The organism is Ruegeria sp. AD2(2025), from assembly GCF_056542385.1.
The window spans coordinates 350,023-376,403 of the sequence record NZ_JBQFZS010000004.1 but is presented as its reverse complement, the minus strand read 5'-3'; the positions used below and the strand labels follow the sequence as shown (position 1 = coordinate 376,403).

General features: G+C 61.4%; 22 protein-coding genes. 9 read left to right on the top strand and 13 right to left on the bottom strand.

What is annotated here, in order from left to right; genetic code table 11:
- Positions 1–2: 2 nt before the first annotated feature.
- From ACR1XV_RS11450 to ACR1XV_RS11440, 3 genes are read right to left on the bottom strand one after another with little or no spacing between them, the layout of a single operon-like run.
- Positions 3–1,610: a carboxyl transferase domain-containing protein gene (locus ACR1XV_RS11450; protein WP_480531362.1), complete on the bottom strand. Its 1,608-nt coding sequence runs from the start codon at positions 1,608–1,610 to the stop codon at positions 3–5.
- Positions 1,607–2,173: a hypothetical protein gene (locus ACR1XV_RS11445; RefSeq protein ID WP_480531360.1), complete on the bottom strand. Its 567-nt coding sequence runs from the start codon at positions 2,171–2,173 to the stop codon at positions 1,607–1,609. The genes ACR1XV_RS11450 and ACR1XV_RS11445 overlap by 4 nt, the downstream gene beginning before the upstream one ends.
- Positions 2,170–3,696 (bottom strand): AMP-binding protein, encoded by a 1,527-nt coding sequence (locus tag ACR1XV_RS11440; RefSeq protein ID WP_480531358.1) that lies wholly within the window; start codon positions 3,694–3,696, stop codon positions 2,170–2,172. The genes ACR1XV_RS11445 and ACR1XV_RS11440 overlap by 4 nt, the downstream gene beginning before the upstream one ends.
- 136 nt (positions 3,697–3,832) lie before the next feature.
- Here ACR1XV_RS11440 and ACR1XV_RS11435 point away from each other — a divergent pair, with 136 nt between their 5' ends.
- Complete coding sequence (locus tag ACR1XV_RS11435; RefSeq protein ID WP_480531356.1) at positions 3,833–4,435, top strand: OmpW/AlkL family protein; 603 nt, start codon at positions 3,833–3,835, stop codon at positions 4,433–4,435.
- 48 nt (positions 4,436–4,483) lie between these two features.
- On the opposite strand, the gene ACR1XV_RS11430 is transcribed toward ACR1XV_RS11435, so the two are convergent.
- The 3 genes from ACR1XV_RS11430 to ACR1XV_RS11420 all read right to left on the bottom strand — a co-directional run bounded on the left by ACR1XV_RS11430 (position 4,484) and on the right by ACR1XV_RS11420 (position 7,703).
- Positions 4,484–5,647 carry an isovaleryl-CoA dehydrogenase gene (locus tag ACR1XV_RS11430; protein ID WP_480531354.1) on the bottom strand — a complete coding sequence of 388 codons (1,164 nt, stop codon included), beginning with the start codon at positions 5,645–5,647 and terminating at the stop codon, positions 4,484–4,486.
- Positions 5,648–5,801: 154 nt separating this feature from the next.
- Positions 5,802–6,992, bottom strand: a complete 1,191-nt coding sequence (locus ACR1XV_RS11425; RefSeq protein WP_480531352.1) for a DegT/DnrJ/EryC1/StrS family aminotransferase — start codon at positions 6,990–6,992, stop codon at positions 5,802–5,804.
- Positions 6,993–7,031: 39 nt separating this feature from the next.
- A complete protein-coding gene (locus tag ACR1XV_RS11420) occupies positions 7,032–7,703 on the bottom strand; it encodes an HAD-IA family hydrolase (protein WP_480531350.1) in 672 nt (223 codons plus the stop codon).
- A gap of 134 nt (positions 7,704–7,837) precedes the next feature.
- On the opposite strand from ACR1XV_RS11420, the gene glmU reads away from it, so the two are divergent.
- From glmU to ACR1XV_RS11405, 3 genes are read left to right on the top strand one after another with little or no spacing between them, the layout of a single operon-like run.
- Positions 7,838–9,190: a bifunctional UDP-N-acetylglucosamine diphosphorylase/glucosamine-1-phosphate N-acetyltransferase GlmU gene (glmU, locus tag ACR1XV_RS11415; protein WP_480531348.1), complete on the top strand. Its 1,353-nt coding sequence runs from the start codon at positions 7,838–7,840 to the stop codon at positions 9,188–9,190.
- A 3-nt stretch (positions 9,191–9,193) separates the two neighbouring features.
- Positions 9,194–11,014, top strand: coding sequence for a glutamine--fructose-6-phosphate transaminase (isomerizing) (gene glmS / locus ACR1XV_RS11410; RefSeq protein WP_480531346.1), 1,821 nt, complete (start codon positions 9,194–9,196; stop codon positions 11,012–11,014).
- Entirely contained in the window at positions 11,011–11,709 is a 699-nt protein-coding gene (locus ACR1XV_RS11405; RefSeq protein ID WP_480531344.1) for a DNA alkylation repair protein, read from the top strand. The genes glmS and ACR1XV_RS11405 overlap by 4 nt, the downstream gene beginning before the upstream one ends.
- Here ACR1XV_RS11405 and ACR1XV_RS11400 read toward each other — a convergent pair.
- The gene (locus ACR1XV_RS11400) at positions 11,697–12,089 is read right to left on the bottom strand and encodes a hypothetical protein (protein ID WP_480531469.1); all 393 of its coding nucleotides are present in this window, start codon (positions 12,087–12,089) and stop codon (positions 11,697–11,699) included. The genes ACR1XV_RS11405 and ACR1XV_RS11400 overlap by 13 nt on opposite strands.
- Positions 12,090–12,200: 111 nt before the next feature.
- Between ACR1XV_RS11400 and moaA the strand changes: the two genes are divergently transcribed.
- Positions 12,201–13,208, top strand: coding sequence for a GTP 3',8-cyclase MoaA (gene moaA / locus ACR1XV_RS11395; protein ID WP_480531342.1), 1,008 nt, complete (start codon positions 12,201–12,203; stop codon positions 13,206–13,208).
- A gap of 1 nt (position 13,209) precedes the next feature.
- Positions 13,210–14,532: a 3-deoxy-D-manno-octulosonic acid transferase gene (locus ACR1XV_RS11390; RefSeq protein WP_480531340.1), complete on the top strand. Its 1,323-nt coding sequence runs from the start codon at positions 13,210–13,212 to the stop codon at positions 14,530–14,532.
- Positions 14,533–14,574: 42 nt separating this feature from the next.
- On the opposite strand, the gene ACR1XV_RS11385 is transcribed toward ACR1XV_RS11390, so the two are convergent.
- Genes ACR1XV_RS11385 through ACR1XV_RS11365 form a run of 5 tightly spaced genes read right to left on the bottom strand, consistent with a single transcriptional unit; the run spans position 14,575 to position 21,114 of the window.
- Complete coding sequence (locus tag ACR1XV_RS11385; protein ID WP_480531338.1) at positions 14,575–15,738, bottom strand: M20 aminoacylase family protein; 1,164 nt, start codon at positions 15,736–15,738, stop codon at positions 14,575–14,577.
- 17 nt (positions 15,739–15,755) lie between these two features.
- On the bottom strand, positions 15,756–16,919 hold the full coding sequence (locus tag ACR1XV_RS11380; protein WP_480531336.1) for a M20 aminoacylase family protein: 1,164 nt from the start codon (positions 16,917–16,919) through the stop codon (positions 15,756–15,758).
- Positions 16,920–16,933: 14 nt separating this feature from the next.
- Positions 16,934–18,100, bottom strand: a complete 1,167-nt coding sequence (locus ACR1XV_RS11375) for a M20 aminoacylase family protein (protein WP_480531334.1) — start codon at positions 18,098–18,100, stop codon at positions 16,934–16,936.
- Between the two features lie 21 nt (positions 18,101–18,121).
- A complete protein-coding gene (argE, locus tag ACR1XV_RS11370; protein WP_480531332.1) occupies positions 18,122–19,288 on the bottom strand; it encodes an acetylornithine deacetylase in 1,167 nt (388 codons plus the stop codon).
- Positions 19,289–19,293: 5 nt separating this feature from the next.
- Positions 19,294–21,114 (bottom strand): ABC transporter ATP-binding protein, encoded by a 1,821-nt coding sequence (locus ACR1XV_RS11365; protein WP_480531330.1) that lies wholly within the window; start codon positions 21,112–21,114, stop codon positions 19,294–19,296.
- Between the two features lie 285 nt (positions 21,115–21,399).
- Here ACR1XV_RS11365 and ACR1XV_RS11360 point away from each other — a divergent pair, with 285 nt between their 5' ends.
- The 3 genes from ACR1XV_RS11360 (at position 21,400) to ACR1XV_RS11350 (ending at position 25,181) form a co-directional block, all read left to right on the top strand.
- Complete coding sequence (locus ACR1XV_RS11360) at positions 21,400–23,106, top strand: peptide ABC transporter substrate-binding protein (RefSeq protein ID WP_480531328.1); 1,707 nt, start codon at positions 21,400–21,402, stop codon at positions 23,104–23,106.
- Between the two features lie 94 nt (positions 23,107–23,200).
- Positions 23,201–24,208, top strand: coding sequence for an ABC transporter permease (locus ACR1XV_RS11355; protein WP_170647655.1), 1,008 nt, complete (start codon positions 23,201–23,203; stop codon positions 24,206–24,208).
- Positions 24,201–25,181, top strand: coding sequence for an ABC transporter permease (locus ACR1XV_RS11350; RefSeq protein ID WP_480531325.1), 981 nt, complete (start codon positions 24,201–24,203; stop codon positions 25,179–25,181). The genes ACR1XV_RS11355 and ACR1XV_RS11350 overlap by 8 nt, the downstream gene beginning before the upstream one ends.
- A 7-nt stretch (positions 25,182–25,188) precedes the next feature.
- Here ACR1XV_RS11350 and ACR1XV_RS11345 read toward each other — a convergent pair whose 3' ends face one another.
- The gene (locus tag ACR1XV_RS11345; RefSeq protein ID WP_480531323.1) at positions 25,189–26,325 is read right to left on the bottom strand and encodes an MFS transporter; all 1,137 of its coding nucleotides are present in this window, start codon (positions 26,323–26,325) and stop codon (positions 25,189–25,191) included.
- Positions 26,326–26,381: the final 56 nt, after the last annotated feature.

Here is a 26,381-nt window from a genome sequence, read left to right as displayed (position 1 = left end):
CATTACATCCTGAACACGCCGAAACGTGTCTCCTCAATCGGGGCATTCAGCGCAGCACTCAGCGACAGGGCCAGCACATCGCGCGACTTGCGTGGGTCGATGATGCCATCGTCCCAAAGACGGGCCGAAGCATAGAGCGGGTGCGACTGCTCCTCGAACATCTCCAGCGTCGGGCGTTTGAACTCGGCCTCTTCCTCGGCCGACCATGTGCCACCCTGCCGTTCGATCCCGTCGCGCTTGACTGTGGCCAGAACGCCCGCGGCTTGCTCTCCGCCCATCACCGAGATGCGCGAATTGGGCCATGTCCACAGGAACCGAGGCTGATACGCCCGCCCCGCCATGCCGTAGTTCCCAGCCCCGAATGAGCCACCCACCAGCATGGTGATCTTCGGCACAGATGTCGTCGCCACGGCTGTCACCATCTTGGCCCCGTGTCGCGCAATGCCCTCGTTCTCGTATTTCCGTCCGACCATGAAGCCGGTGATGTTCTGCAAGAACACAAGCGGCGTCTTGCGCTGCGAGCACAGCTCAACAAAATGCGCGCCCTTCTGCGCCGCCTCGGAGAACAGCACACCGTTATTGGCGATAATCCCGACCGGACAGCCTTTGACATGGGCAAAGCCGGTCACCAGTGTCTCGCCAAAGCGCGGCTTGAATTCATCGAACCGAGAACCATCGACCAGACGCGCAATCACCTCGCGGATGTCATAGGGCGTGCGCAGATCAGCGGGAACAACGCCCAGGATTTCTTCGGGGTCATAAGCCGGGTCCTCGGGAGTCTCGAACTGTAGGCCGGGCTTCAGCCCGGCACCGCCCAACGACCCGACCGCGCGGCGGGCCAAGGCCAGCGCGTGGGTGTCATCCTCGGCCAGATAATCCGCCACGCCCGAAAGGCGCGTGTGCACATCGCCACCGCCCAGATCTTCGGCGCTGACCACCTCTCCGGTCGCGGCCTTGACCAGAGGCGGCCCGGCCAGAAAGATCGTCCCCTGCTCTTTGACAATGATCGTCACGTCCGACATCGCAGGCACATAGGCCCCACCTGCCGTGCACGAGCCCATCACGACAGCAATCTGAGCAATCCCCTTCGCACTCATCCGCGCCTGGTTGTAGAAGATGCGGCCAAAGTGGTCGCGGTCGGGAAAGACCTCATCCTGATTGGGCAGGTTCGCGCCGCCGCTATCGACCAGATAGATGCAGGGCAGATGGTTTTCCTCGGCAATCTCCTGCGCGCGGAGGTGTTTCTTGACGGTCATCGGATAGTAAGTGCCGCCCTTCACGGTGGCGTCGTTGCATACCACCATGACCTCGCGCCCCTGTACCCGGCCAATGCCCGCGATCACCCCGGCACAGGGCGCTGCATCACCATACATCCCATGCGCCGCCGTCGCACCGATTTCCAGAAACGGAGACCCCGGATCGAGCAGGTTCGCCACCCGGCGTCTGGGCAGCATCTTACCCCGAGAGACGTGCCGCGCGCGAGATTTCTCGCCGCCGCCCATGCGGGCCGCTTCGGCAGCCGTCGAGATTTGCGCCAACGCGTCGAGATGAGCAGTACGGTTTGCTTTGAAGCCCTCGGAGGTGGGCATGGCTTTGGATGTGAGTTTCATGTTTCCTCCAGAAGCGATTCAATTTCAGAGAGCTGCCGCATCCACCAACTTGCAGCTTCGGACAACAACTCATCAAAAGACCAACCTGCAAACGGTCCTGTTGGCATGAGTATCGCTTTCATTGTTCTACCCTCCAAACCCGTGAAAAACGCTTCCGAAAACTGTTTTGACTCTTCTGATGCGTTCGGCCCGGCCGGCAAAGCTCTCCACTTGAGTTCCACCTCGTTGTCAGGCGACCAATTGGGCGCGTACTCTTTCAGAATTAAGTTTCTCTCTTTCTCGATGAACTCGGTAAAAATAACGTCTCGACCTTCGCCCTTCTTCCATTGTTGAAATTTGCTTTCGACCTCAGCCCGAATTTCGGGGAATTTTTTGCAATCCACTTTATGCAGTACGTGGCCAACGACTCGCAGGAGGGTTACAGCTGAAACATACATTACTCTGGATTCGCCACCCGGCTGAATTGGGCCGTAAGCCCATTTGTAAATTGCGCTAGATGCATCATCCAGCGCCACTTGAGCTTTCAAACGCCGCGCTTCCTTGCCAAAGTTTACCCAAGTCATGCTTGGGCCTCCCCAACAGCCCGCGCCTTCAATTCCTTTCGGATCACCTTCCCAGTCACCGTCATCGGCAGTTCTTCTAGAAACGCCACCTCACGCGGATAGGAATACTGCGCAAGCCGATCTTTGACCCACGCCTGCAACTCCGCGCCCGTCGCTTCGACCCCCGGCTTCAGCACCACATAGGCCTTCACGATCTCGGTCCGCAGCGGGTCGGGCTTGCCAACGACGCCCACCGTTGCCACCGCCGGATGGGTCAGCAGGCAATCCTCGATCTCGGCTGGTCCGATGCGGTATCCGGCAGAGGTGATCACGTCGTCGTCGCGGCCCACAAAGCGCAGATAGTCGCCCTCCCAAACCCCACGGTCTCCGGTGATCAGCCAGTCGCCGCGGAACTTCTCAGCCGTGGCCTCGGGCCGGTTCCAGTACTCCAGCAGCATCGAGGCCGAACCACGCCGGATTGCCAGGTCGCCTTCTTCATCAGTTGGGTGACCGTCCTCATCAATCACCGCAACCTCATGGCCCGGTACCGGTTTGCCAATGCAGCCGGGGCGCACGGGGAAATCCTCGGCGCAGGAGGACACGACCATGTTGCATTCGGTCTGGCCATAGAACTCGTTGATCGTCAGGCCAAACGCCTGCTGCCCCCAGGCCAGCATCTCGGCCCCCAGAGGCTCACCCCCCGATGCCACCGAACGCAGGCCGGAGATCGACTGATCCGCCGCCTTCAGCATCCGCAGCGCGGTTGGCGGGAAAAACACATTCCGCACCCCACCGCGCGTTACCACATCGGCGCAGGCCTCGGGCGAGAACTTCTCAAGCCGCGCCGCCACCACGGGGATGCCCAGCGCCAGACCGGGCATCAACACGTCAAACAACCCTCCGATCCACGCCCAGTCGGCGGGGGTCCACAGGCAATCGCCCGGACGCAGATGATTGTGGCTGATCGAAACACCCGGCAAATGACCGGTCAGAACCCGGTGCCCATGCAGCGCCCCTTTGGGACTGCCCGTGGTGCCCGAGGTGTAGATCAGCACCGCCGGATCCTCAGGCCCGGTATCGGCAAAGGGCACCGCCGCGCCCTCTTCACCGATTTCATCCACGATCAGCGGCTGGGCCAGCCCCCCCAACAAGGCCGCGCCCTCGGCATCGGTCAGCACCAGCCGCGCGCCCGCGTCACCGACACGCGAGGCCAGCGCATCATGCTTGAACAGCTTGAACAATGGCACCGAGATCGCGCCGATCTTCCAGATCGCCAGATGCGCCGCCGCGCACCAGGGCGACTGGCTCAGCAACACACCCACCCGGTCGCCGGGCTGAACCTGCCCCAGCAGCGCGCGCGAGAGACCGTCGGTCATAGCGCCGAGTTCACCAAAGGTAACTGTACGGCACCCGTCCCGGGTCAGGTCCACGATGGCCGTTTGCTCGGACGGCTGCGAAAGGCATTGCCGCGCCATATTCAGCCGATCCGGCAGCGCCCAGCTTTGATCGGGGTGCAAACCCGGTATGACCTTATCGGGATGCATGATCAATCACCCTTGTTTTACAGGCCTTTGAGCAGGCATCGCTGCTCATCTCTGTCACGACAACTTGATGCAGATCAGAGTTCCCGCGCCGCCCTGCCCCCAGAACTTGGGAACCAACAAAACAAAAGGCATGAATATGACAAAGAAACTCGCCGCTTTGACTCTTTCTACCGCACTTGTCGCGCTGGCCGCCCCCGCTTTGGCCCAATCGCAGGGCGATTGGACGCTTGGTGCCGGTCTCGGTTATCTGGATCCCAAGTCCGACAACGGCACCCTGGCCGGCGCCGACGCCGAAGTCGGTTCGGACACCCGCCCGATCTTTACGGTCGAATATTTCATCCGTGACAATCTGGGCATCGAACTTCTGGCCTCGACCCCCTACGACCATGATGTCTCGCTTGGGGGCACCGAGATCGGTAGCGTCGATCACCTGCCGCCCACCCTGTCGCTGAACTATCACTTCCCGACCAGCAGCGCCTGGACGCCCTACGTCGGTGCGGGCGTGAACTACACCATCTTCTTCGACGAGCAATCGTCGCTGGGCGACCTCGAGCTTGACAACTCGGTCGGTATCGCGCTGCAGGCCGGTGTGGACTATGCCGTCTCGGATGCGGGTGCGGTCCGTCTGAACGTGCGCTGGTTCGACATCGACTCGGACGCAACTCTGGACGGTGCCGATATCGGAACCGTCGAGATTGACCCTTGGCTGGTGGGCGTGTCCTACGTTCATCGCTTCTGATCCAATCACATCAAAGCTCCGCGGCCTACCCGGCCGCGGGGTTTTTCGTCACCGCATCTCATTCATCATTTCGCGCCCGATCAGCATCCGGCGAATTTCGCTGGTGCCCGCGCCGATCTCCATCAGCTTGGCATCGCGGAAAATCCGGCTGACCGGCGCGTCCGACAGGAACCCGGCCCCGCCCAGCGCCTGCACCGCCTGATGCGCCTGCACCATCGCCTGCTCGGACGCATAAAGACAGCACGCCGCCGCATCCTGACGGGTCACATCCCCCCGATCACAGGCTTTGGCCACCTCATAGACATAGGCGCGCGCCGAGTTCATCGCGGTATACATATCCGCAATCTTGCCCTGCATCAGCTGGAACGACCCGATCGGTTTTCCGAACTGCTTACGCTCGGCCAGATAGGGCATGACCTCATCCAGACAGGCCGCCATTATGCCCGTTCCGATCCCGGCCAGCACAACGCGTTCATAATCAAGACCGGACATCAGCACAGCAACGCCCCGGCCCTCTTCGCCCAGAACGTTCTCGAACGGCACTTCGACGTCTTCAAAGATCAACTCGGCCGTGTTCGACCCGCGCATCCCAAGCTTGTCGAAATGGGGCGAGGTCGAAAATCCCTTCATCTCTTTCTCGATCAGAAAGGCGGTGATCCCCTTCGATCCCGCCTCAGGGTCGGTCTTGGCATAAACCACAAGGGTATCCGCGTCCGGCCCGTTGGTGATCCAGTATTTGTTGCCGTTCAGCCGGTAATGATCGTTGCGCTTCTCGGCGCGCAGCTTCATCGACACCACATCCGACCCGGCCGAGGGTTCCGACATCGCCAGCGCCCCCACATGATCGCCCGAGATCAGACGCGGCAGGTATTTCTGCTTCTGTTCTTCTGAGCCATTCAACTTGATCTGGTTCACGCACAGGTTCGAATGCGCCCCGTAGGACAGCGAAACCGAGGCCGAAGCCCGCGCCACCTCCTCCACCGCGATGGTATGGGCCAGATAGGACATCCCCGCCCCGCCATATTCCTCGGGCACCGTGACGCCCAGAAGACCAAGATCGCCCATCTCTTTCCACAGCTCATTCGGGAACGCGTTGGATTTGTCGACCTCTGCCGCCATCGGCTTGACCCGCTCCTGCGCCCAGCGGTGGACCATCTCGCGCAGGGCGTTCACGTCCTCGCCCAGATCGAATTGCATTGTGGCCGTGAACATGCGGGGGCACCTCCGATTGAGTTAATGAACAAGTGTTCAATAACCAGATAACAGCGAATCCTTCCCCGGTCAACGACAGTGCACAAAGCGACGCCCTGCAAAGGGCGGCGCTTTGCCAAAAATCGAGCGTGCGCTGAAAGCGCACTCCGTTGGATTACGACTGATAGACAGCGCCTACCTCGGCGCGGATGATCCGCGCGATCAGGCGGCAATCTTCGATGGAAAAGGTTAGCGGTACCCGCATATCCATGATCCCCGCCAGAATACGGTCACTGTCCGGCATCCGGACACTGTCCGCATAGCGCCAGCTGTCATAGCGCGAGGTAAAGCCAATGGGCTCGGACCCGCCGAACCACTTCAACTCCACCCCCCGCGCGGCGCAGCGGCGGATCACCTCGGCAATGCGCTCGGGCGACCAATCCAGCAGCAGAAACTGGATCGACGATCCTACATAGGTCTCGTCCGAGGGCCGCTCGACAACCGTCAGGCCCGGTGTCCCGCGCAGACCTGCCTCGACCTCGGCATAGCGCTCGTTCCAGCGCATGACCTGCCGGTCCAGATCGCGCAGTTGCGGGCGCAGGATTGCCGCCCGCAGATTGTCCATCCGGCCCGAGATATTGGGCGTGTCATATTTGATCCGCTCGAACACTTCAGGCCCCGGCGCGGCCAGATGACGTTCATACAGCATATAGGACCCCGACAGCATAATCGCCCGCGCCGCAATCTCGGGATCATCGGTGATCAGCAGACCACCCTCGCCCGAGTTGACATGCTTGTAGGTCTGGCAGGAATAGCATCCGATGGCCCCCTGCCGCCCGGACATATGCCCCCGCCAGGCGGCCCCCATCGTATGCGCACAGTCCTCGATCACGGTAACCCCGGCGGCATCACATATCTGCATCAGCCGGTCCATGTCGCACAGATGGCCGCGCATATGACTTAGCATCAGCACCCGCGCCTGATCCAGCTTGGCCGCCAGATCGTCCAGATCAATCGTCAGCGCCTCGGTCACGCCCACAAACATCGGTCGCGCCCCCACCGAGGCAATCGCCCCCGGCACCGGAGCCAGCGTAAAGGCATTGGTCAGCACCGCGTCGCCGGGTCGCACCCCCACCGCCCGCAGCGCGGTGGCCAGAGCATACCCGCCCGACGCCACCGCCAGACAGTATTTCGCGCCCATCTGCGCGGCAAAGTCCTGTTCCAGCAATGCCGTCTCGCTCAACTCGCCGGGCGTGACATTGTAACGGTGCAAGCGACCATGGTTCAGCACGGCCAGCGCCGCCTCGATGGCCTCATCGGGGATCGGTTCCTGCTGGGTGAAGCTGCCGGTAAAGGTCTCGGTCATAAGGCTGTTCTGATACCGGCTGCCGCCCGGGTCAAGGGATCACACCGCCGCTCCGATCAAATCGGAAACCAGTTTCGGTAAATCATCAAAATGATGCAGCAGCGCCTCAGGTTCCAGCGCCGCCATATCATCGCCCGAGGGGCTAAAGGTCACCAGAACCGAAGGCACCCCGGCGGCCCGCGCCGTATTCCGGTCGGTGTCCGAGTCGCCGATCAGGACGCAGTGATCGGGATGCCCGCCCGCCCGCCGCGCCGCCTCGCGCAGCGGTTCGGGATCGGGCTTGCGCACCGTCAGCGTATCGGCCCCCACCAGCGAGGCAAACCGGTCACGCACCCCTAGCCGGGTCAGAAGAAGATCGGCCAGCGCCTCGGGCTTGTTGGTGCAGATCCCGACGCCATAACCCGCATCCGCAAGGCGCTCGACCGCCGCAATGGCACCGGGGTAGAACCGTGTATGAGTGTCGATTGCCTCGGCATAAGCGTCCAGCAGCATGGGATAGTAGGCCAGAACCGTCTCTTCCGCATAGGCACCCACGCGTTTCAGCCCGTGGGTCAGCATCATCCGCCCGCCGCGCAGCGCGACGCCTGCATCCTGATCGTGGATCAGCACATCGCCATGCCCCATCTGCCGGAAGCAATGGTTCGCGGCGGCCAGCAGGTCACCGGATGTATCCGCCAGCGTGCCGTCCAGATCGAAGATCACCGTGCGCATGTTGCCTCCTGCCTCAGCGGGTTTTTGCCGTGTCATGTTGCAAACGGCAATCTTCTTTGATGCCCGAACCGCTTGCGCCCTTGATCACAGCGGATAAAACGGGCCGCATCAAAACACAAAGAGAAAACGATTTCATGACCACCGCCCTTGTCATTCTTGCCGCCGGGAAAGGCACAAGAATGAACTCTGACCTTCCCAAAGTCCTGCATCCCATCGCGCAAACCCCCATGCTGGTCCATGCCATGCGCGCCGGGGCCGTCCTGTCGCCCGAACGCACCGTGATCGTCACCGGCCACGGGGCCGAGGCGGTCTCGAATGTGGCACAGGCCGAGGACGAGACCGCGCAGATCGTCGTGCAGCAAGAGCAACTGGGCACCGCGCACGCCGTCGCCCAGGCTCGTGATGCGCTGGCAGAGTTCGAGGGCGATGCGGTCGTGCTGTTTGGCGACACACCGTTTCTGCAACCCGATACGCTGGAACGGATGATCGCCGCGCGAGCCGGGAACGATCTGGTCATCCTGGGCTTCGAGGCTGCGGACCCGGCGCGTTATGGCCGCCTTGTCATGAATGGCGAAATGCTGGAACGGATTGTCGAATTCAAGGACGCATCGAATGAAGAGCGCGCCATAACCCTTTGCAACTCAGGCCTTATGGCTTGCGACGCGCAAGCACTGTTCTCGCTGATTGACGCGGTTGGGAATGACAACGCGTCGGGCGAATACTATCTGACCGACATTGTCGAGATCGCCCGGAATCGCGGCCTTCGCGTCACAGCCGTGGCCTGTGACGAGGCACAGACATTGGGCGTGAACTCGCGGGCGGATTTGGCCGCCGCAGACGCGATCTTTCAGACGCGCGCTCGGGCCGAGTTGCTGGATCTGGGCGTCACGCTGATGGCCCCCGAGACGGTATATCTGGCCGCCGACACCATCATCGGGCGCGACACTGTGATCGAACCAAACGTGGTCTTCGGCCCCGGCGTAACCGTCGAAAGCGGCGCGACGATCCGGGCGTTTTCCCATCTGGAAGGCTGTCATGTCAGCCGAGGTGCCACCGTTGGCCCGTATGCCCGCCTGCGCCCGGGCACGGAACTGGCCGAAAACACCCGCATCGGCAATTTCGTCGAGATCAAGAATGCCGAGATCGCCGAAGGCGCGAAGGTGAATCACCTCAGCTATGTGGGCGATGCCTCGGTCGGGGCAGCGACAAATATCGGTGCGGGCACGATCACCTGCAACTATGACGGCGTGATGAAGCACAAGACCACGATTGGGGAAAATGTGTTCATCGGGTCGAACACGATGCTGGTCGCTCCGGTCTCGCTGGGCGATGGGGCGATGACGGCAACCGGCACCGTGGTGACGAAAGATGTGGAACCGGATGCGCTCGCCGTCGCCCGCGCGCGGCAGGACAACAAACCCGGTTATGCGCGAAAACTGTTTGATATGCTGAAGGCGAAAAAAGCGCGCCGCGACGGAGGAGCCTGAACCATGTGTGGAATCGTAGGTGTTCTGGGCAGTCACGAAGCAGCCCCCATTCTGGTCGAGGCGCTGAAGCGCCTTGAATATCGCGGCTATGACAGCGCCGGGATTGCGACCGTCAATGACGGCACGCTGGACAGACGGCGGGCCGTGGGCAAGCTGGTCAATCTCAGCGATCTGCTGGTGCATGATCCCCTGCCCGGCAAATCCGGCATCGGGCACACCCGCTGGGCCACCCATGGCGCGCCGTCGGTCGGCAACGCTCATCCCCACAAGGCCGGGCCGGTCGCGGTGGTGCACAACGGCATCGTCGAGAATTACCGCGAGCTGCGCGCCGAACTGGCCGCGCATGGGATCGGGTTCGAGACGGAAACCGACACCGAAACCGTTGCCCTGCTGACGGAACACCACATGGCATCGGGCCTTGACCCGGTCGCGGCCGCCTTCAAGACCATTGATCGGCTGGACGGAGCCTTTGCGCTGGCCTTCCTGTTCAACGGGCAGGACGATCTGATCGTGGCCGCCCGCAAGGGCTCTCCTCTGGCCATCGGTCATGGTGACGATGAGATGTATGTGGGCTCGGACGCGATTGCGCTGGCACCGCTGACAGACCGGATCACCTATCTGGAAGAAGGCGACCGCGCGGTTCTGACCCGCACCTCACATGAAATCCGCAACGAGGCCGGTGAGATCGCCAACCGCGAGATGCGCCAAATCCGCATTGATCAGGCGCGCACCGACAAGGGCGGGCACAAGCACTACATGGCCAAGGAAATCGCCGAGCAGCCGGTCGTGGTGGCCGAGGCGATCCGCTCGTATCTGCCCACAGGCGGCGATCGCGTCATCCTGCCCGACGAGCTGGACTTTTCGCAGCTGGACAGGCTGACGATGGTGGCCTGTGGCACCGCCTACTACGCCTGCCTCACCGCAAAATACTGGTTCGAGCAGCTGGCGCAGATGCCCGTTGAGGTCGATATCGCCAGCGAGTTCCGCTATCGCGAGCCTCCGATCACCGACCGTACGCTGGCCCTGTTTGTCAGCCAGTCGGGCGAGACCGCCGACACGCTGGCGGCGCTGCGCTATTGCGAAGGCAAGGCGGACAAGATCGTCTCGGTGGTGAATGTGCCCGAAAGCTCGATCGCGCGCGAAAGCGATGTGGCGCTGCCGATCCATGCAGGCGTCGAGATCGGCGTGGCCTCGACCAAGGCGTTCACCTGCCAGCTGAGCGTGTTGCTGATGCTGGCCCTGAAGGCGGCCGCCGACCGGGGGACACTAAGTGACGAGGAACTGGCCGACCACGCCGCCGCCCTGCGCGGATTGCCTGCCGTCCTGAACACCGCACTGGATCAGAGCGAGGTCATCCGTCAGGCCGCCCAACGCCTGTCCGAGGCGCGCGATGTTCTGTTTCTGGGCCGCGGCCTGATGTATCCCCTGGCGATGGAAGGCGCGCTGAAACTCAAGGAAATCAGCTATATCCACGCCGAAGGTTATGCGTCGGGCGAACTGAAGCACGGCCCCATCGCCCTGATCGACAAGCACATGCCGGTGGTGGTCATGGCCCCGCGCGACGCGGTGTTCGATAAGACGGTTTCCAACATGCAAGAGGTGATGGCCCGCAAGGGAAAGGTCATTCTGGTCTCGGACGATGACGGCATCGCCGATGCCGAGGACGGGGTCTGGAGCACGATCAGGATGCCGCATATCCACACCAGCGTCGCCCCGATCCTGTATTCGGTGCCGGCGCAGCTTCTGGCCTATCACACCGCCGTCGCCAAAGGGACGGACGTAGACCAGCCCCGTAATCTGGCGAAATCCGTGACCGTTGAATGAGCGCGGCTCTGCTCAGGACCCATCTGGATCAGATCAAAGCCCATGCCGACCCGGCGCGGGCCGAGCAGGTCGCGGCCTATCACAAGGTTGACCGCACCTATCTGGGCGTCGCCAACCCGATCCTGAACGATCTGACCAAAGAATGGCGGCGCGAGCTCGACCTGCCCCAGCGGGTCGAACTGGCCTCGGCCCTTTGGCAGACAGACATCCACGAAGCCCGCGTGGCAGCGGCGAAGCTGCTGACTCAGGCGCGTATCCGGCCCGATGACCGCGTTTGGGACCTGTTGCAAAGCTGGGTGCCCGATTTTGATGCCTGGGCCATCGCCGATCATGCCTGCATGGCGATGCAGAAGCGATTGTCTGCCGACCCGTCAAGGCTGGATCAGGTCGAACAATGGACTTTGTCCGATCACATGTGGACCCGGCGCGCGGCGCTGGTCGCCACCCTGCCGTGGACCAAGCAAAACCACCCGAAGCCCGACGAGTTGGCGTACCGAGACCGGGCACTTGGTTGGGCGGCTGGCTATGTCCCCGACCGGGATTGGTTCATCCAGAAAGCCATAGCATGGTGGCTGCGTGAACTGTCCAAACATGACCCAAAACGGGTGGTCGATTTTCTGGATCAGCACGGCGCGGCGATGAAACCCTTCGCCCGGAAAGAGGCCGGAAAATACCTGAGGGATCAGTCTGAATAAACGTCCAGCTCGACCAGTTCATCGAACGGGATCAGCAAGGCGCGCATCGCCTCAAGCGACAGGCGGCTGCCGCCCCCTTCCGGCCCGGGCGCGGGCACAAGCGTCACATAGGCCTGCGCCCCGGTGCGCGGCACGACCACGCGACCATTGGTTTCGACCTTCACCAATGGCGTCTGCAACCAGCGCCCCGGCGCGTTCGGATCCCCGAGACCCGCGATCGTCCTCTTGGCTCCGGTCCATCCTGCATCACCGACCACCGGCGCGGGCGGCTCCTCGGTAACTTCTACCGCTGGCGCGACCTCGGGCTGCGCCGAGGGGCCCCCGAACACCCGATCCGTCGTCGACCGGACAGCATCGCAACCCGCGATCAGGCCGCACACCAAAAACAACGCATATCTCATGCGCAAAGCGTAAGGCCCTGCGCCTATCTGTACCAGTCCAAAACGCAGATCGCTCTTGCCGCGTCCCCGCCTGCGCTTTACCTATAAGCCATGACAGCTCCGCTTATCGACCCGTTTGCCCGCGCCATCACATATCTCCGCGTCTCCGTCACGGACCGCTGTGATTTTCGCTGCGTCTATTGCATGTCCGAGGACATGAAGTTCCTGCCCAAAAAGGACCTGCTGACGCTGGAAGAACTTGACCGCATGTGCACCACCTTCGTGAACATGGGTGTCGAAAAGCTGCGCATCACTGGTGGCGAACCGCTGGTGCGGCGAAACATCATGTCCTTCTTCCACAACATGACGCGGCATCTGGACAGCGGCGCGTTGAAAGAGTTGACCCTGACCACCAATGGCTCGCAACTGCACCGTTTCGCGGATGATCTTTATGCGGCGGGCGTGCGCCGGGTGAACGTCTCGCTGGACACGCTGGACGAAGACAAGTTTTCCAAGGTCACGCGCTGGGGCCGCCTGAAACAAGTGCTGAACGGCATCGACGCGGCGCAAAAAGCAGGACTGCGGATCAAGATCAATGCCGTGGCGCTGAAAGGTTTCAACGAACCGGAACTGCCGCGGATCACCGAATGGTGCGCCGAACGCGACATGGACCTGACCTGGATCGAGGTCATGCCCATGGGCGATATCGGCAACGAGGACCGGCTGGATCAGTACTGGTCCCTGAAAGACGTGCGCAAGGAATACGAAAACCACTACACCGTGACAGATCTGGCAGAACGCACTGGCGGCCCGGCCCGTTATGTCCGGCTGGAAGAAACTGGTCAGAAGATCGGCTTCATCACCCCGCTGTCGCATAATTTCTGCGAAAGCTGCAACCGCGTGCGCCTGACCTGCACGGGTGAGCTGTATATGTGCCTCGGGCAAGAGGATATGGCCGATCTGCGCGGCGCATTGCGCGACTACCCCGATACCGAAGAGCCACTTGAACAGGCGATCCGCGCGGCGATCAACCTCAAGCCCAAGGGCCATGATTTCGACTATTCCAGACAGGCGGTCGACGGCCAGATGAGTCGCCACATGAGCCATACCGGCGGCTGAGATGTCCCGGCCCGGCGGACAACCGACGCTGCTGTACAAACTGTACTGCGGCCTGACTTCTCTGGTCGGCCCACTGATCTGGCGTAAGGTGCGCGTGAAACTGCAGGCCGCAAACGTGCCCGAACAGCGACAGCAGGAACGGCTGGGCTATGCCAGCCTACCCCGCCCCAACACCCGCCTGATCTGGTTCCACGCAGCCAGCGTCGGCGAAAGCCTGTCCGTCCTCAGCCTGATCAAGCGACTGGGCGAACGCCTGCCCGATGCCGAGTTCCTGATCACCTCGGGTACCCCGACCTCCGCCGAGCTGATCGCCAAACGCCTGCCCCCGCGCACGCGCCACCAATACCCTCCGCTCGACAGCGGCGGACCGGTGCGACGGTTTCTGGACCATTGGCGACCGGATGCCACCATCTTCGTCGAAAGCGAAATCTGGCCGCGTCTCATCGTCGAGACCTCAAGACGCGGAACACCGCTGGCCCTGCTGAACGCGCGCCTGTCCGAGAAATCCGTCGCCGGTTGGACGAAGCGCCCCAAGACTGCCCGGTTCCTCCTGAACCATTTCTCCCTGTTCCTGACCCAGAACAAGAAAACCGCCAGCAACCTGATCGCTATGGGTGCCGCTCCTGAGAAGGTACAACCCGGCACCAACCTAAAGGCCCTGTCCGACCCACTTCCTGTGGACACAAAAACGCTGTCTCAGATCAAGCAGCAGATCGGCGATCGCCCGGTCTGGATCGCCAGTTCCACTCATCAGGGTGAGGAAGAAACCGTTCTCACCGCGCATAAAGCTCTGCTCGACCGCCGGCCCGATCTGCTGCTTCTGCTGATCCCGCGCCACCCCGAGCGCCACACCGAAATCGGTAATCTGATCCGTGCCCAAGGCCTTACACATGCCCTGCGCAGCGCCGACCAGCCCATCACCGGACATACTCAAATCTACCTGGCCGACACGCTGGGCGAGTTGGGCACATGGTACACCCTTTGCCCCATCGTCTTCCTCGGCGGTTCCCTCAAAGAGATCGGAGGCCACAACCCCTTCGAACCCGCGCAAGCCGGAGCCGCGGTCCTGACCGGCCCGGGCACCTTCAATTTCGCGGAAACCTTCGCCCCGCTGATAGAAACTGGCGGCGCCATCGAGGTCCAGTCAGCGCCCGATCTGACCAAGGCCGTCGACCGCTGGCTCTCGGACATCAACGCACTGACCAAAGCCCGCGCCGCCGCCCAGTCCTGCGTCAACACCCAAGCCACCGCGCTGGACATGGTCATCGAAACCCTCTGCTCCACGCTCGACTTGCGTGCACCGGATCCCTCTTCATCTGGCTAAAAATATCCCGGGGGTGTGGGGGCAGAGCCCCCACGCTGTCCATCAGGCTGCAGGCATCCGCTGCTCAACAATCTCGGCCCACCAGCTGCACCCAGCCGGAATCGCTTCATCGTTGAAGTTATACTCGGGGTGATGAACCATCGCCGTGTCGCCGTTGCCCACCAGAATATACGCCCCCGGACGTTCTTCCAGCATAAAGGCGAAATCCTCGCCCCCCATGACCAGCGGTGCGTCATCGCAAGTCCCCGATACCGACCGCGCCACGTCTGCGGCAAATTCGGTCTGCGCGTCGCTGTTCACCATCACAGGATAGCCCCGGATATAGGTCACGTCCGCAGTTCCGCCAAACGTCGCGGCCACTCCGGCGCAAATCTCGTTGATCCGGGTCTCGGCCAGATCGCGCATCTCTTTGCTCATGGTGCGCACGGTGCCCTTGATCTGCACCGTCTGCGGGATCACGTTGAATGCCTTCGAGGAGGTCTCGAACGACGTCACCGACACCACCACCTGATCAATCGGGTCGGCATTGCGCGAGGCAATCGTTTGCAACGCCAACACCGCCTGCGCCGTCATCACGGTCGTATCCACCGTCTCCTGCGGTTTGGCGGCGTGACCTCCGCGGCCCTCGAAGGTGATGTCGAACTGATCGGTCGCCGCAAAGAACGAGCCCGGGCGGATCGCAAAACTGCCGACCGGACGACCCGGCCAGTTGTGCATGCCGTAGACTTCCTGAATGTTCCACCGCTCCATCATGCCGTCTTCGCACATCTCGCGACCACCGCCGCCGCCTTCTTCGGCGGGCTGGAAGATCACTACTACGGTGCCGTCGAAATTGCGTGTCTCGGAAAGGTACTTGGCCGCCCCAAGCAGCATTGCCGTATGCCCGTCGTGACCGCAAGCATGCATCGCGCCATCGGTTTTTGAAGCATAGTCCAGCCCTGTCGCCTCATGGATGGGCAGCGCGTCCATATCAGCACGCAGGCCGATGACCTTGCCCTGTGAATCGGACTTGCCCTTGATCACACCAACAACGCCTGTGCGTCCGATGCCGGCGACGACCTCGTCACAGCCGAACTCTTTCAGCTTGTCAGCGACCAAAGCGCTGGTGCGGTGGGTTTCGAACAGAATCTCCGGGTTTTCGTGAATATCCCGTCGCCATGCGGTGATTTCATCCTGCAACTCGGCAAAGCGGTTTTTGACTGGCATCTCTTCTCTCTCCTATTTCAAGCCGCCGGCATCCGGCGCTCGACCATTTCGGCAAACCAGGAACATCCCATCGGGATGATCTCATCATTGAAATTGTATTCGGGGTGGTGCAGCCCGGCGCTGTCGCCATTGCCCAGCACGATAAAGGCCCCGGGGCGTTCTTCCAGCATGAACGAGAAATCCTCGCCCCCCATCACCATAGGCGCTTCACCACAGCTGCCGCTCACGGAAACGGCGGCCTCAGTCGCATACCCCGTCTGTTCCTCGGCATTGATCGTCACCGGAACGCCACGCGTATAGGTCACTTTGACCGCGCCGCCGAAAGTCTCGGCGATGCCCTGCGCCACCTCGGTCAGCCGCGCTTCGATCAGGTCGCGCATGTCGTTCGAATGCGTCCGCACCGTACCCTTCACCTGGGCCGACTGCGGGATCACGTTGAACGCCTTGGACGAGGTCTCGACCGACGTCACCGACAGAACCGCCTGCAAAATCGGGTCTGTGTTGCGTGACACAATGGTTTGCAGCGCGACGATCAGCTGAGACAGCATGACGGTTGTATCAATGGTCTCTTGCGGTTTGGCCGCGTGGCCTCCGCGCCCTTCCAGATGAATGTCGAATTCATCCGCGGCTGCCAGAAGCGGACCAGAGCGGATCGCAAACTGACCGGTCGGCACACCGGGTACATTGTGCATGGCATAGACTTCCTGAATACCGAAGCGATCCATCAGACCGTCCTTGCACATCGCCTCGGCTCCATTGCCGCCCTCTTCGGCAGGCTGAAAGATCACGATGGCCGTGCCGTCAAAGTTCCGCGTCTCGGACAGGTACTTCGCCGCGCCCAGAACCATCGCCGTGTGCCCATCATGGCCGCAAGCGTGCATGGCGCCTTCGGTCTTGGACGCATAGTCCAGCCCCGTCTGCTCCTGCATCGGCAGCGCATCCATATCGGCACGCAACCCGATCACGCGGCCCTGCGTATCGGTCTTGCCCTTGATCACGCCAACAACACCTGTGCGGCCAATGCCCGTCACAACCTCATCACAGCCAAATTCTTTTAGCTTTTCGGCGACCAAAGCACTGGTGCGGTGGGTCTCATACAGGATCTCGGGGTGCTGATGGATATCCCGCCGCCAACCGGTGATTTCCTCGTGCATTTCGGCAAGTCGGTTCTTGATTGGCATCTGATCCTCCCAAATCAGGCGACGGGCAATCGTCGTTCCACCAGTTCTGCAAACCAGCTGCATCCGGCGGGAATGGCGTCGTCGTCGAAGTTGTATTCCGGGTGATGGCACATGGCCGTGTCCCCGTTTCCGATAAAGATGTAGGCTCCGGGCCGTTCTTCAAGCATGTAGGCAAAATCTTCGGACGGCATGATCGGATCGGTGCTGTCATTGACCTTGCCCGCCACGGCCTGCGCGGCCTCGGCGGCATAGATCGTTTCGTCGTCCGAGTTCACCGTCACCGGATAGCCCGGCGTCCACGTCATTTCAGCCGCCGCGCCGAAGGCCGAGGCGGTGTCTTCCGCAATCCGGCGCACGCGGTCCTCGGCGATTTTCCGGTATTCCGGATCCAAAGTCCGCACCGTGCCCTGCAGCCGCACCGTATGCGCGATCACGTTCGAGGCGACGCTGTCCGTCACAAACGTCCCCACCGTCAGCACGACACGCTTGATCGGATCAACGGTGCGCGACACAACTGATTGCAAAGCCACAACAATATGCGAGGCCACAAGGGTCGTATCCACCGCTTCATGCGGCGCGGCGGCGTGACCACCTTTGCCCGTGACGACGATTTCAAACTCATCGGACGAGGCCAGCAAAGCGCCGGGCCGGATCGCGAATTCCCCGACCGGAAGGCCCGGCATGTTGTGCATGCCATAGACTTCCTGAATACCCCAGCGGTCCATCAGCCCGTCCTGACACATGGCCAGACCACCAGCGCCACCTTCTTCGGCGGGTTGAAAGATCAGCACAACCGTACCGTCGAAATTCCGCGTCTCAGCCAGATACTGCGCCGCGCCCAGAAGCATCGAGGTATGTCCGTCATGCCCACAGGCATGCATCTTACCCGAAACGGTCGAGGCATAGTCCAGCCCCGTCGCCTCTTCAATCGGCAGCGCATCCATATCCGCCCGCAGCCCGATCACCCTACCTTGCGTGTCCTGTCGTCCCTTGATCACTGCCACCACGCCGGTCTTGCCGATCCCCGGTGTGATCTCGTCGACGCCGAACTCTTTCAAACGGTCGACCACAAACCCTGCAGTTTCTTCCACGTCATACATCAGCTCGGGATGCATATGCAGATGACGACGCCACTTGGTGATCTCGCCATGCATTTCGGCGAGCCGGTTTTTGACGGGCATCTTTGACCTCCGATCAGAGTGTTATTCGCAGAGCCGTTCTACCAGACGTTCCATGAATTTTTGGCCTGCGTTGAATTGAGAAATCGTAATGAATTCATTTGGCTGATGCGCCTGCGCGATGTCACCGGGGCCGCAGATGACGGCGGAATAACCCGCCTCCTGAAACTGCCCCGCCTCGGTGCCATAGCTGACCACATGGCTGGCATTGTCGCCAGTGAGTGAACGCACCAGCATCTCGGCCTCACCTTCGGTCTCGGGCACCAAGGCAGGCACTGCGAAATGGTCGGTAACATCGATGCGCGCCTCGGGGTGAACGGCCTGCATCCGGGCCTCGGCCTGTTTTACCTGTTCAAGATAATCCGCGCGCCATTGGGCCGCGCTTTCCCCCGGCACCACACGGAAATCCATCATGAAGCGGCAATCCTTGGCGGTGATGTTATGCGCGGTACCGCCCTCGATCATGCCCACATGGCATGTGGTCCAAGGCGGATCGAACACTGCCGCGATGTCCGAAGGCTGCGCCGTCCTGTTCTGAGCATTGCGCTTGTTGGCCCAGTCGATCAGCGGCGCGGCCTCCATGATCGCGTTGACGCCGGTGTGCATGATCGAGCTATGCACCTCGAACCCAACCATATGCGTGTCATAGCCGAACCCACCCTTGTGGCCGGTGACGGCCTGCATCACCGAAGGCTCACCCACAATCACGGCAGAACCTTTCGGCAGGACCTTCTGCATGGCTTCGATCATCGGCGGGGCACCGGTGCAGCCGACCTCTTCGTCAAAGCTCAGCGCCAGTTGCAGAGGGCGTTTGATGCCTGCGTGATGCGCCTCGACCAGTGCCCAGATGGCCAGTGCGTCAAAGCCTTTCATATCGCAGGTGCCGCGCCCGAAATACTTGCCGTCTTTCTCGGTCACGACGAAGGGATCAGTATCCCAAGGCTGGCCATCGACGGGAACCACATCCGTGTGGCCAGACAGAACAATCGCACCCTCTTCCCACGGGCCGACATGCGCGAACAAAGCGGCCTTGTGGGGCTGATCCGGATCCGGCCAGCGACGCGCCTCGATCCCGTGGCTGCTCAGATAGCCTTCGACCCAATCCACCAGCGGCAGGTTGGTGTCGCGGCTGACCGTGGGAAATGAGATCAGCTTGGTCATGATCTCAAGCGGAGACAGGCGTTCAGCCATGAGGCTTAGTACCCGCTGTCGGTGGTCAGAACAAAATGGCCCGGTTCGACCTCGTTGTATTGCGAGGGTTCGGGGGTGTAGCCAATTGGATGAATTGGCGACGGGATCGGCTTGAAATTCAAATCTTTTTCCGACTTCCGCTTGTTCGGATCAGCAATCGGAACCGCCTTCATCAGCGCCTGCGTATATGCGTGCTGAGGGTTCTCGAACACCCGCGCACGAGGGCCCAATTCGACGATCCGACCCAGATACATCACGCCAACATGGTGGCTAACCCGTTCAACCACCGCCATGTCATGACTGATGAACAGATAGCTGAGGCTCAGTTCCGATTGCAGTTCCATCATCAGGTTCAGCACCTGCGCCTGTACCGAGACGTCCAGCGCCGAGACCGCCTCATCCGCCACGATCAGCTTGGGGTTCAGGGCAAGCGCGCGGGCGATGGCGATCCGTTGACGCTGACCACCCGACATCTCATGCGGGAAGCGGCGCATGAAGCTGCGCGGCAGTTGCACCTTGTCGAACAGCTGGGCCACCCGGTCCTGCAATTCCGACCCCGAGGCGACGCCGTAGTTGCGCATCGGTTCCGCCACCTGATCGACCAGTTGCATCTGTGGGTTCAGCGAGGCGAACGGGTCCTGAAAGATCATCTGCATGTCCAGCCGCGCCTTGCGCAGGCCCGCCGGATCCAGCTTCATGATATCGACGCCGTCCAGATCGACCTCACCCTTCATCGGTTCAACCAGACGCAGGATCGAGCGTCCGGCCGAAGACTTGCCGCAGCCCGACTCACCCACAAGGCTGAGGGTCTGACCCCGGTTGATGGTGAACGACACGTCCTCGACCGCGTGCACGTTCGAAATGGTCCGCCGCAGCAATCCGCCTTTGACCGGAAAGCGCGTGGTCAGGTTTTTGACCGTCAGCAGCACATCGTCGGTACCGGGAATCGGCGCAATGTTTTGACCTTCGACGCCCAGCAACTTCATTGGCTCGGGCGCGGCCTTGCCCTGCATCTCGCCCAGCTTGGGCACCGCAGCCAACAGCGCTTTGGTGTAATCGTGCTGCGGGTTTTCGAAGATTTCGTTAACCGTACCTTCTTCGACCTTGTTGCCCCGGAACATCACGACCACGCGGTCGGCCATCTGCGCCACCACGGCCATGTCGTGCGTGATGAACATCACCGCCGTCCCGGTTTCGCGCTTCAAACGGTCCATCAGAGCCAGAATCTCGGCCTGAATGGTCACGTCCAGCGCGGTCGTCGGTTCATCTGCGATCAGCAGGCGCGGTTCGCAGGCCATGGCCATCGCAATAACGACGCGCTGCCTCATGCCACCCGACAATTCGTGCGGGTATTGCTTTAGCCGCCGTTCAGGTTCGGGGATGCGCACCTGTCGCAGCAGCTCCAGCGCGCGTTCCTCGGCCTGCGTCTTCGACATGTTCTTGTGGATGCGCAGCCCTTCGGTCAGTTGGCGTCCAACCGTGAATACCGGGTTCAGGGCGGTCATGGGCTCCTGAAAGATCATCCCGATCTCATTGCCGCGAATCTGTTTCATCAGATCCTGATTGGCATCGGCCAAATTCATCTCATCGCCATCGCGGCGATCAAACAGCAATTGCCCGCCCGCGATCTCGCCCCCGCCGAACTCGACCAATCGCATCAGCGACAGCGAGGACACCGACTTGCCGGACCCGGATTCGCCAACGATACATACGGTTTCACCGGGGTTCACCTCGAACGAGACATCCTCGACGCCGACCACCGGACCGTCCTTGGTCTGAAACTCGACCCGTAGTTTTTTGATCTGGGCAATAGGCTGATCCAGCACGCGCGCTCTCCCCTTGGCGGCTTTTTGGTTTGAGTGCCAAACGCTAAGGCGGGGGGGCGGGAAAAGTCAAACCCATTGCCGGTTTTCCTGCAGGCAAGGCTTGCAATTTTCTAAAACTCTGTTTCGATACGCCGCGTAACCGTTTTGGGGAGAAGACGGAAAACACGTTCGTGTGATTACCGTTATCGTTGTTTTTCAACGCATTGCACCCCATCGCGGCAACGCCAAATCCGCAGGCCATGCGGAATACGACAAGACACATAAGTGTCCAACATGGAGTGTATGATGAAAATCAAAACCCTTTTGCTTGGTGCGATTGCAAGCACGGCGATGGCCCCGATGGCCATGGCCGAGCGCGGATCGGACGGCAATGTCAGCATTATTTACTGGCAGGCCCCGTCGATCCTGAACCCGTTCCTGTCGGGCGGCACCAAGGATGTGGAAGCGGCCTCGCTGGTGATCGAACCTCTGGCGCGCTATGACCAAGACGGCAACATGGTTCCGTTCCTCGCAGCCGAGATTCCCACCGTCGAAAATGGCGGCGTCAGCGAAGATCTGACGACAATCACCTGGAAGATCGCACCGGGAATCACCTGGTCGGACGGCACTCCGTTCACCTCGGCGGATGTGAAATTCACCGCTGACTACTGTATGCACCCCGAAGGCGGCTGTGCGCAGGTCACCAAGTTCGAAGGCGTCACCTCGGTCGAGGCGGTGGACGACCTGACCGTCAAGGTCACCTTCGACGCACCGACCCCGTTCCCCTACGGACCGTTTGTGGGCGGCGAAAGCCCGATCGTTCAGGCCGCTCAGTTCGCGGACTGCATGGGCGCAAAGGCCCCCGAATGCACCGATCAGAACTTTAACCCGATTGGCACCGGCCCGTTTGTTGTCACCGAGTTCAAGCCGAACGACGTGATCACCTTCAAGGCCAACGATAACTATCGCGACCCGGCGAAACCGGCCTTTGCGACCGTGACCTTCAAAGGCGGCGGCGACGCAACCGCGGCTGGCCGTGCGGTCATGGAAACCGGCGAGTTCGACTATGCCTGGAACCTGCAGCTGGCACCCGAAGTCATCGCGCAGATGCAGGAAGGTGGCAAAGGCGTTCCGGTTGCAGGCTTCGGCCCGCTGGTTGAACGTATCATGCTGAACCAGACCAACCCCTCGCCCGATCTGCCGGAAGGCGAGCGTTCGACGGCTGCGCATCCACACCCGTTCCTGCAGGACCCCGCCGTTTACAAGGCGCTGTCCATGGCCATCGACCGCCCGCTGCTGGTGGAAATCGGTTATGGTCAGGCAGGCAAAGTGACCTGTAACTGGGTCCCGGCACCTGCCGCGTTCAACTCGACCTCGATGACCTGCGACACACAGGATATCGAAGGCGCGAAGAAGCTGCTGGATGACGCAGGCATCGTCGACACCAACGGCGATGGCGTCCGTGAAAAAGACGGCGTTCCGCTGAAGATCGTTTATCAGACCTCGACCAACGCTGTCCGTCAGGACTTCCAGGCGCTGATCAAGGAGTGGTGGAGCCAGATCGGCGTTGAAACCGAACTGCGCAACATCAACGCATCGGTCTTCTTCGGTGGTGATCCGGGCTCGCCCGACACGTTCCAGAAGTTCTATGCCGATGTTGAGATGTATGCCAACACCTTCAACGGCACTGACCCGCAATCCTATCTGGGCAACGGCCTGTGCGACAAGGCGCCCAAGCCGGAATCGCAGTGGCAGGGTGAGAACATCAGCCGCTTCTGCAACGAGGAATTCGACAAGCTGCATGGTCAGCTGGCCGAAACCGCCGGTCTTGAGCAGCGCGCCGAGATCGCGAAAAAGCTGAACGACATCATCGTTGAAAACGGCGGTATGATCCCGCTGGTGCACCGTGGTCGTCTGTCGGCACATGCAAACACCCTGGGTGGCGTTGTCCTGAACGTATGGGACAGCGAGCTGTGGAACATTGCGGACTGGTACCGCAAGACCGGTTCCTAAGCATTAGCCTTGCAAATCTGCGCCCCGGTCCATATCGGGGCGCAGTCATTTGCACACCACTCCAACAAGAAGACGCATATAAAGGCGCCTCTTAATGCTCAATTTTACCATCAGACGACTGGTGCTGGCCGTACCCACGCTGCTGTTCATCAGCCTCGTCATCTTCCTGCTGCTCGAGCTTGCCCCAGGCGACCCGATGGCGCAGGTTCCGCTTACCGTCCCCCCCGAAGTCAAAGAGAAGATGCGCGAGGCGCTTGGCCTCGGCCAGCCGATGCATATCCGGTTCTGGAAATGGATCGTGCAGTTCTTCTGGATCGAACCGCAGGTTCTGGTCGACGCCATGTTCGGCACCACCTTTTCCGAAGGTGACCTGCGCGTGATTTCGTGGCAGACTCGTTCGCCCGTCATGGACATCGTCGTTCAGCGTATCCCGCAGACCCTGTGGGTTGTCGGCACCGCCTACGTAGTCGCCATCCTGATCGCGCTGCCCATCGGCATCTATTCCGCTTACCGCCAGTATTCGTGGTTCGACCAGATGGGCACGTTCGTGTCGATGGTCGGTTTCTCGGTCCCGCCCTTCTTCTCGGGCGTGCTGGTGATCGTGATCTTTTCGGTCCAACTGGGCTGGTTCCCGTCGATCTATGACACGACCCATGTGGTGAATAGCTGGGACAGCTTCGTCGTACAGCTGAAACAGATGATCATGCCGGTCATGGTTCTGGCGCTGCAGATCACCGCGCAGCTGAGCCGCTTCATGCGCGCCTCGATGCTGGACAATCTTAATCAGGATTACGTCCGTACCGCCCGCGCCAAGGGCCTCAGCGAATACACCGTCGTCATGGTCCACGTGTTGCGCAACTCGATGATCCCTGTGGTCACGGTGATTGCTCTGGGCATCCCGGCCATCTTTGGCGGCGCGATCATCACCGAGCAGGTGTTCAAGGTGAACGGCATCGGCCAGTTGCTGATCGGCGCCATTCAGGCCAATGACCTGCCGATGGTGCAGACGCTGACCTTCATCTTCGCCGTGCTGATCGTGCTGTTCAACCTGATCGCCGACGTCCTGTACGGCATTCTGGACCCGAGGATTCGCTATGACTGATCATGATCGTACCGACACTCTGGTCCCTGACGAGGGGTTGGCCCCGGCATCCACAGTCCTGCCAACCTCGGGTGTGATGGAGGAATTCACCACACCACCCAGCAGCCAATGGCGCGATGTGTGGGATCAGTTCAAGACCCACAAGGGCGCGATGATCGGGGCGATCCTATTCATCTTCATCGTCGCCGCGGTCTATCTCGGGCCATTTATCTGGACCATCGATCCCACCCAGATCGACATCCGGTCGCGTAATCAGGGCCCCAGCCTTGCGCATCCCTTCGGCACCGATCAGTTGGGCCGGGATATTCTGGCGCGGATGATGTCCGGCGGCCAGACCTCGGTTTCGGTTGGCATCACCGCGATGCTGCTGGCGCTGTTTCTGGGCTCGTTCATCGGGGTTCTGGCCGGGTTCTTCAAACGGCTGGACGGCCCGCTGATGCGCCTGACCGACCTGTTCCTGGCGCTGCCGCTGCTGCCGCTGCTGCTGGTCATGATGTTGCTGTTTCGCGAGCCGCTGTCGGCGGCCTTCGGGCTTGAACGCGGGATCTTCATCCTGATCGTCTGCGCCATCGGCATCACCTCGTGGATGCCAACTGCACGGATCGTAAGGGGGGACGTTCTGGCGATCAAGGAGCGTGAATTCGTTCTGGCCGCCCGGTCCATCGGCACCAGCAACAGCCAGATCATCACACGGCACATCCTGCCGAACGTGCTGTCGCCAATCATGGTCTCAGCCACGTTGGGCATCGCCACGGCCATCATCACGGAAAGCGCACTGTCTTTCCTCGGCCTCGGGTTCCCACCCGACTTCCCGACATGGGGTCGCCTGTTGTTCGATGGCGTCGACTATCTGCAGCAATACCCCGAGCGCGTGTTCTGGCCCGGTCTTGCGATCTCGCTAACCGTGCTCAGCGTGAACTATCTGGGTGACGGCCTGCGCGACGCGCTGGATCCGCGTATCCGCGGGCGTTAAACGAACCTCAGTCGGCGCGCTTCAGCGCGCCGGCCAACAGGATGATCAGAACGGCCAGCGGTAACAAAATCGCAAAGGCCAGTCGCAGCGTCATCAACTCGGCCAAAAACCCGATCAGGGGCGGCCCGATCAGCAACCCTCCGTAGCCCAAGGTCGCAACGCTTGCGATCGCCTGCCCCGGCGGCACATGCCGGTCATTTGCCGCGCGGCTGAAGGCCAGCGGCATGATCACCGCATAGCCGATCCCCATCAGCGCAAAGCCTGCCAGCGCAAGCCCTGCCCCGCCCGCCGACACCACCCCGAACACACCAAGCGCTGCGCAAACGCCCCCAAACCGCGCGGTCGCAACCGGTCCGAACCGCGCGATCACAAAGCCGCCCGCCAACCGGAAAGCCACCATCGCCACCGAAAACACCGCATATCCCAGCGCCGCAACACTCTCGGCCGCGCCGGTCACATCCCGCAGGAAAATCGCGCTCCAATCCGCCACCGCGCCCTCGCCCAACGCACCGCACAGCGCGGTGAACCCCACAAGGATCAAGGCACCAGATGGCAAAGCAAACACAGACCCCGCCCCGGCCTCGGCCCGGTTCGAGACCCAGCGCACCCACGACGCGGCCAAAGCCAACGCCACAACAACCCCGCCCGCCAGCAGAAAATGCTGTATCACGGTCAGCCCCGCCTGCACCGCGCCAAACCCGCTGAGCGCACCCAGCCCGGCCCCCAAGCTCCACATCGCGTGGAACGAGGACATGACAGGCTTGTCAAAGGCCTGCTCGACCTCGGCGGCCCAGGCATTCATCGCCACATCCATCGAACCGTGAAAGGCCCCGAAGACGAACAGAAACGCGGCCAGGGTCCAGAACTCACCAGCCAGCGCCAGCAGGATTAGGGAAAGCGTGTAAAGAACCGCGATGACCCGCGTGATCGAGACCGCACCAAACCGATCCGTCAGCCGCCCCGTGATCGGAAAGGAACACACCGCCCCGGCTGCCATGAACAGCAACCCATAGCCCAGCGCCTCATGGCTCAGGTCCAGCCGGTCGCGGACCGCCGGAATACGCGACGCCCAGATGCCGAACAACGCGCCATTCAGGATGAACATGGCGGCCACGGCCCGCCACGCGGCAACAATACCAATCATGGGGACCCCCTCGCGCGAAACCTGCCCAACCTGACCCGTTCTACAGGCCCAGCCGG

Excerpts from the sequence above, each read along its gene's own strand:
- ACR1XV_RS11450 (WP_480531362.1), bottom strand. The coding sequence starts at position 1,610 with ATGAAACTCACATCCAAAGCCATGCCCACCTCCGAGGGCTTCAAAGCA.
- ACR1XV_RS11445 (WP_480531360.1), bottom strand. The coding sequence starts at position 2,173 with ATGACTTGGGTAAACTTTGGCAAGGAAGCGCGGCGTTTGAAAGCTCAA.
- ACR1XV_RS11440 (WP_480531358.1), bottom strand. The coding sequence starts at position 3,696 with ATGCATCCCGATAAGGTCATACCGGGTTTGCACCCCGATCAAAGCTGG.
- ACR1XV_RS11435 (WP_480531356.1), top strand. The coding sequence starts at position 3,833 with ATGACAAAGAAACTCGCCGCTTTGACTCTTTCTACCGCACTTGTCGCG.
- ACR1XV_RS11430 (WP_480531354.1), bottom strand. The coding sequence starts at position 5,647 with ATGTTCACGGCCACAATGCAATTCGATCTGGGCGAGGACGTGAACGCC.
- ACR1XV_RS11425 (WP_480531352.1), bottom strand. The coding sequence starts at position 6,992 with ATGACCGAGACCTTTACCGGCAGCTTCACCCAGCAGGAACCGATCCCC.
- ACR1XV_RS11420 (WP_480531350.1), bottom strand. The coding sequence starts at position 7,703 with ATGCGCACGGTGATCTTCGATCTGGACGGCACGCTGGCGGATACATCC.
- glmU (WP_480531348.1), top strand. The coding sequence starts at position 7,838 with ATGACCACCGCCCTTGTCATTCTTGCCGCCGGGAAAGGCACAAGAATG.
- glmS (WP_480531346.1), top strand. The coding sequence starts at position 9,194 with ATGTGTGGAATCGTAGGTGTTCTGGGCAGTCACGAAGCAGCCCCCATT.
- ACR1XV_RS11405 (WP_480531344.1), top strand. The coding sequence starts at position 11,011 with ATGAGCGCGGCTCTGCTCAGGACCCATCTGGATCAGATCAAAGCCCAT.
- moaA (WP_480531342.1), top strand. The coding sequence starts at position 12,201 with ATGACAGCTCCGCTTATCGACCCGTTTGCCCGCGCCATCACATATCTC.
- ACR1XV_RS11390 (WP_480531340.1), top strand. The coding sequence starts at position 13,210 with ATGTCCCGGCCCGGCGGACAACCGACGCTGCTGTACAAACTGTACTGC.
- ACR1XV_RS11385 (WP_480531338.1), bottom strand. The coding sequence starts at position 15,738 with ATGCCAGTCAAAAACCGCTTTGCCGAGTTGCAGGATGAAATCACCGCA.
- ACR1XV_RS11380 (WP_480531336.1), bottom strand. The coding sequence starts at position 16,919 with ATGCCAATCAAGAACCGACTTGCCGAAATGCACGAGGAAATCACCGGT.
- ACR1XV_RS11375 (WP_480531334.1), bottom strand. The coding sequence starts at position 18,100 with ATGCCCGTCAAAAACCGGCTCGCCGAAATGCATGGCGAGATCACCAAG.
- argE (WP_480531332.1), bottom strand. The coding sequence starts at position 19,288 with ATGGCTGAACGCCTGTCTCCGCTTGAGATCATGACCAAGCTGATCTCA.
- ACR1XV_RS11360 (WP_480531328.1), top strand. The coding sequence starts at position 21,400 with ATGAAAATCAAAACCCTTTTGCTTGGTGCGATTGCAAGCACGGCGATG.
- ACR1XV_RS11355 (WP_170647655.1), top strand. The coding sequence starts at position 23,201 with ATGCTCAATTTTACCATCAGACGACTGGTGCTGGCCGTACCCACGCTG.
- ACR1XV_RS11350 (WP_480531325.1), top strand. The coding sequence starts at position 24,201 with ATGACTGATCATGATCGTACCGACACTCTGGTCCCTGACGAGGGGTTG.
- ACR1XV_RS11345 (WP_480531323.1), bottom strand. The coding sequence starts at position 26,325 with ATGATTGGTATTGTTGCCGCGTGGCGGGCCGTGGCCGCCATGTTCATC.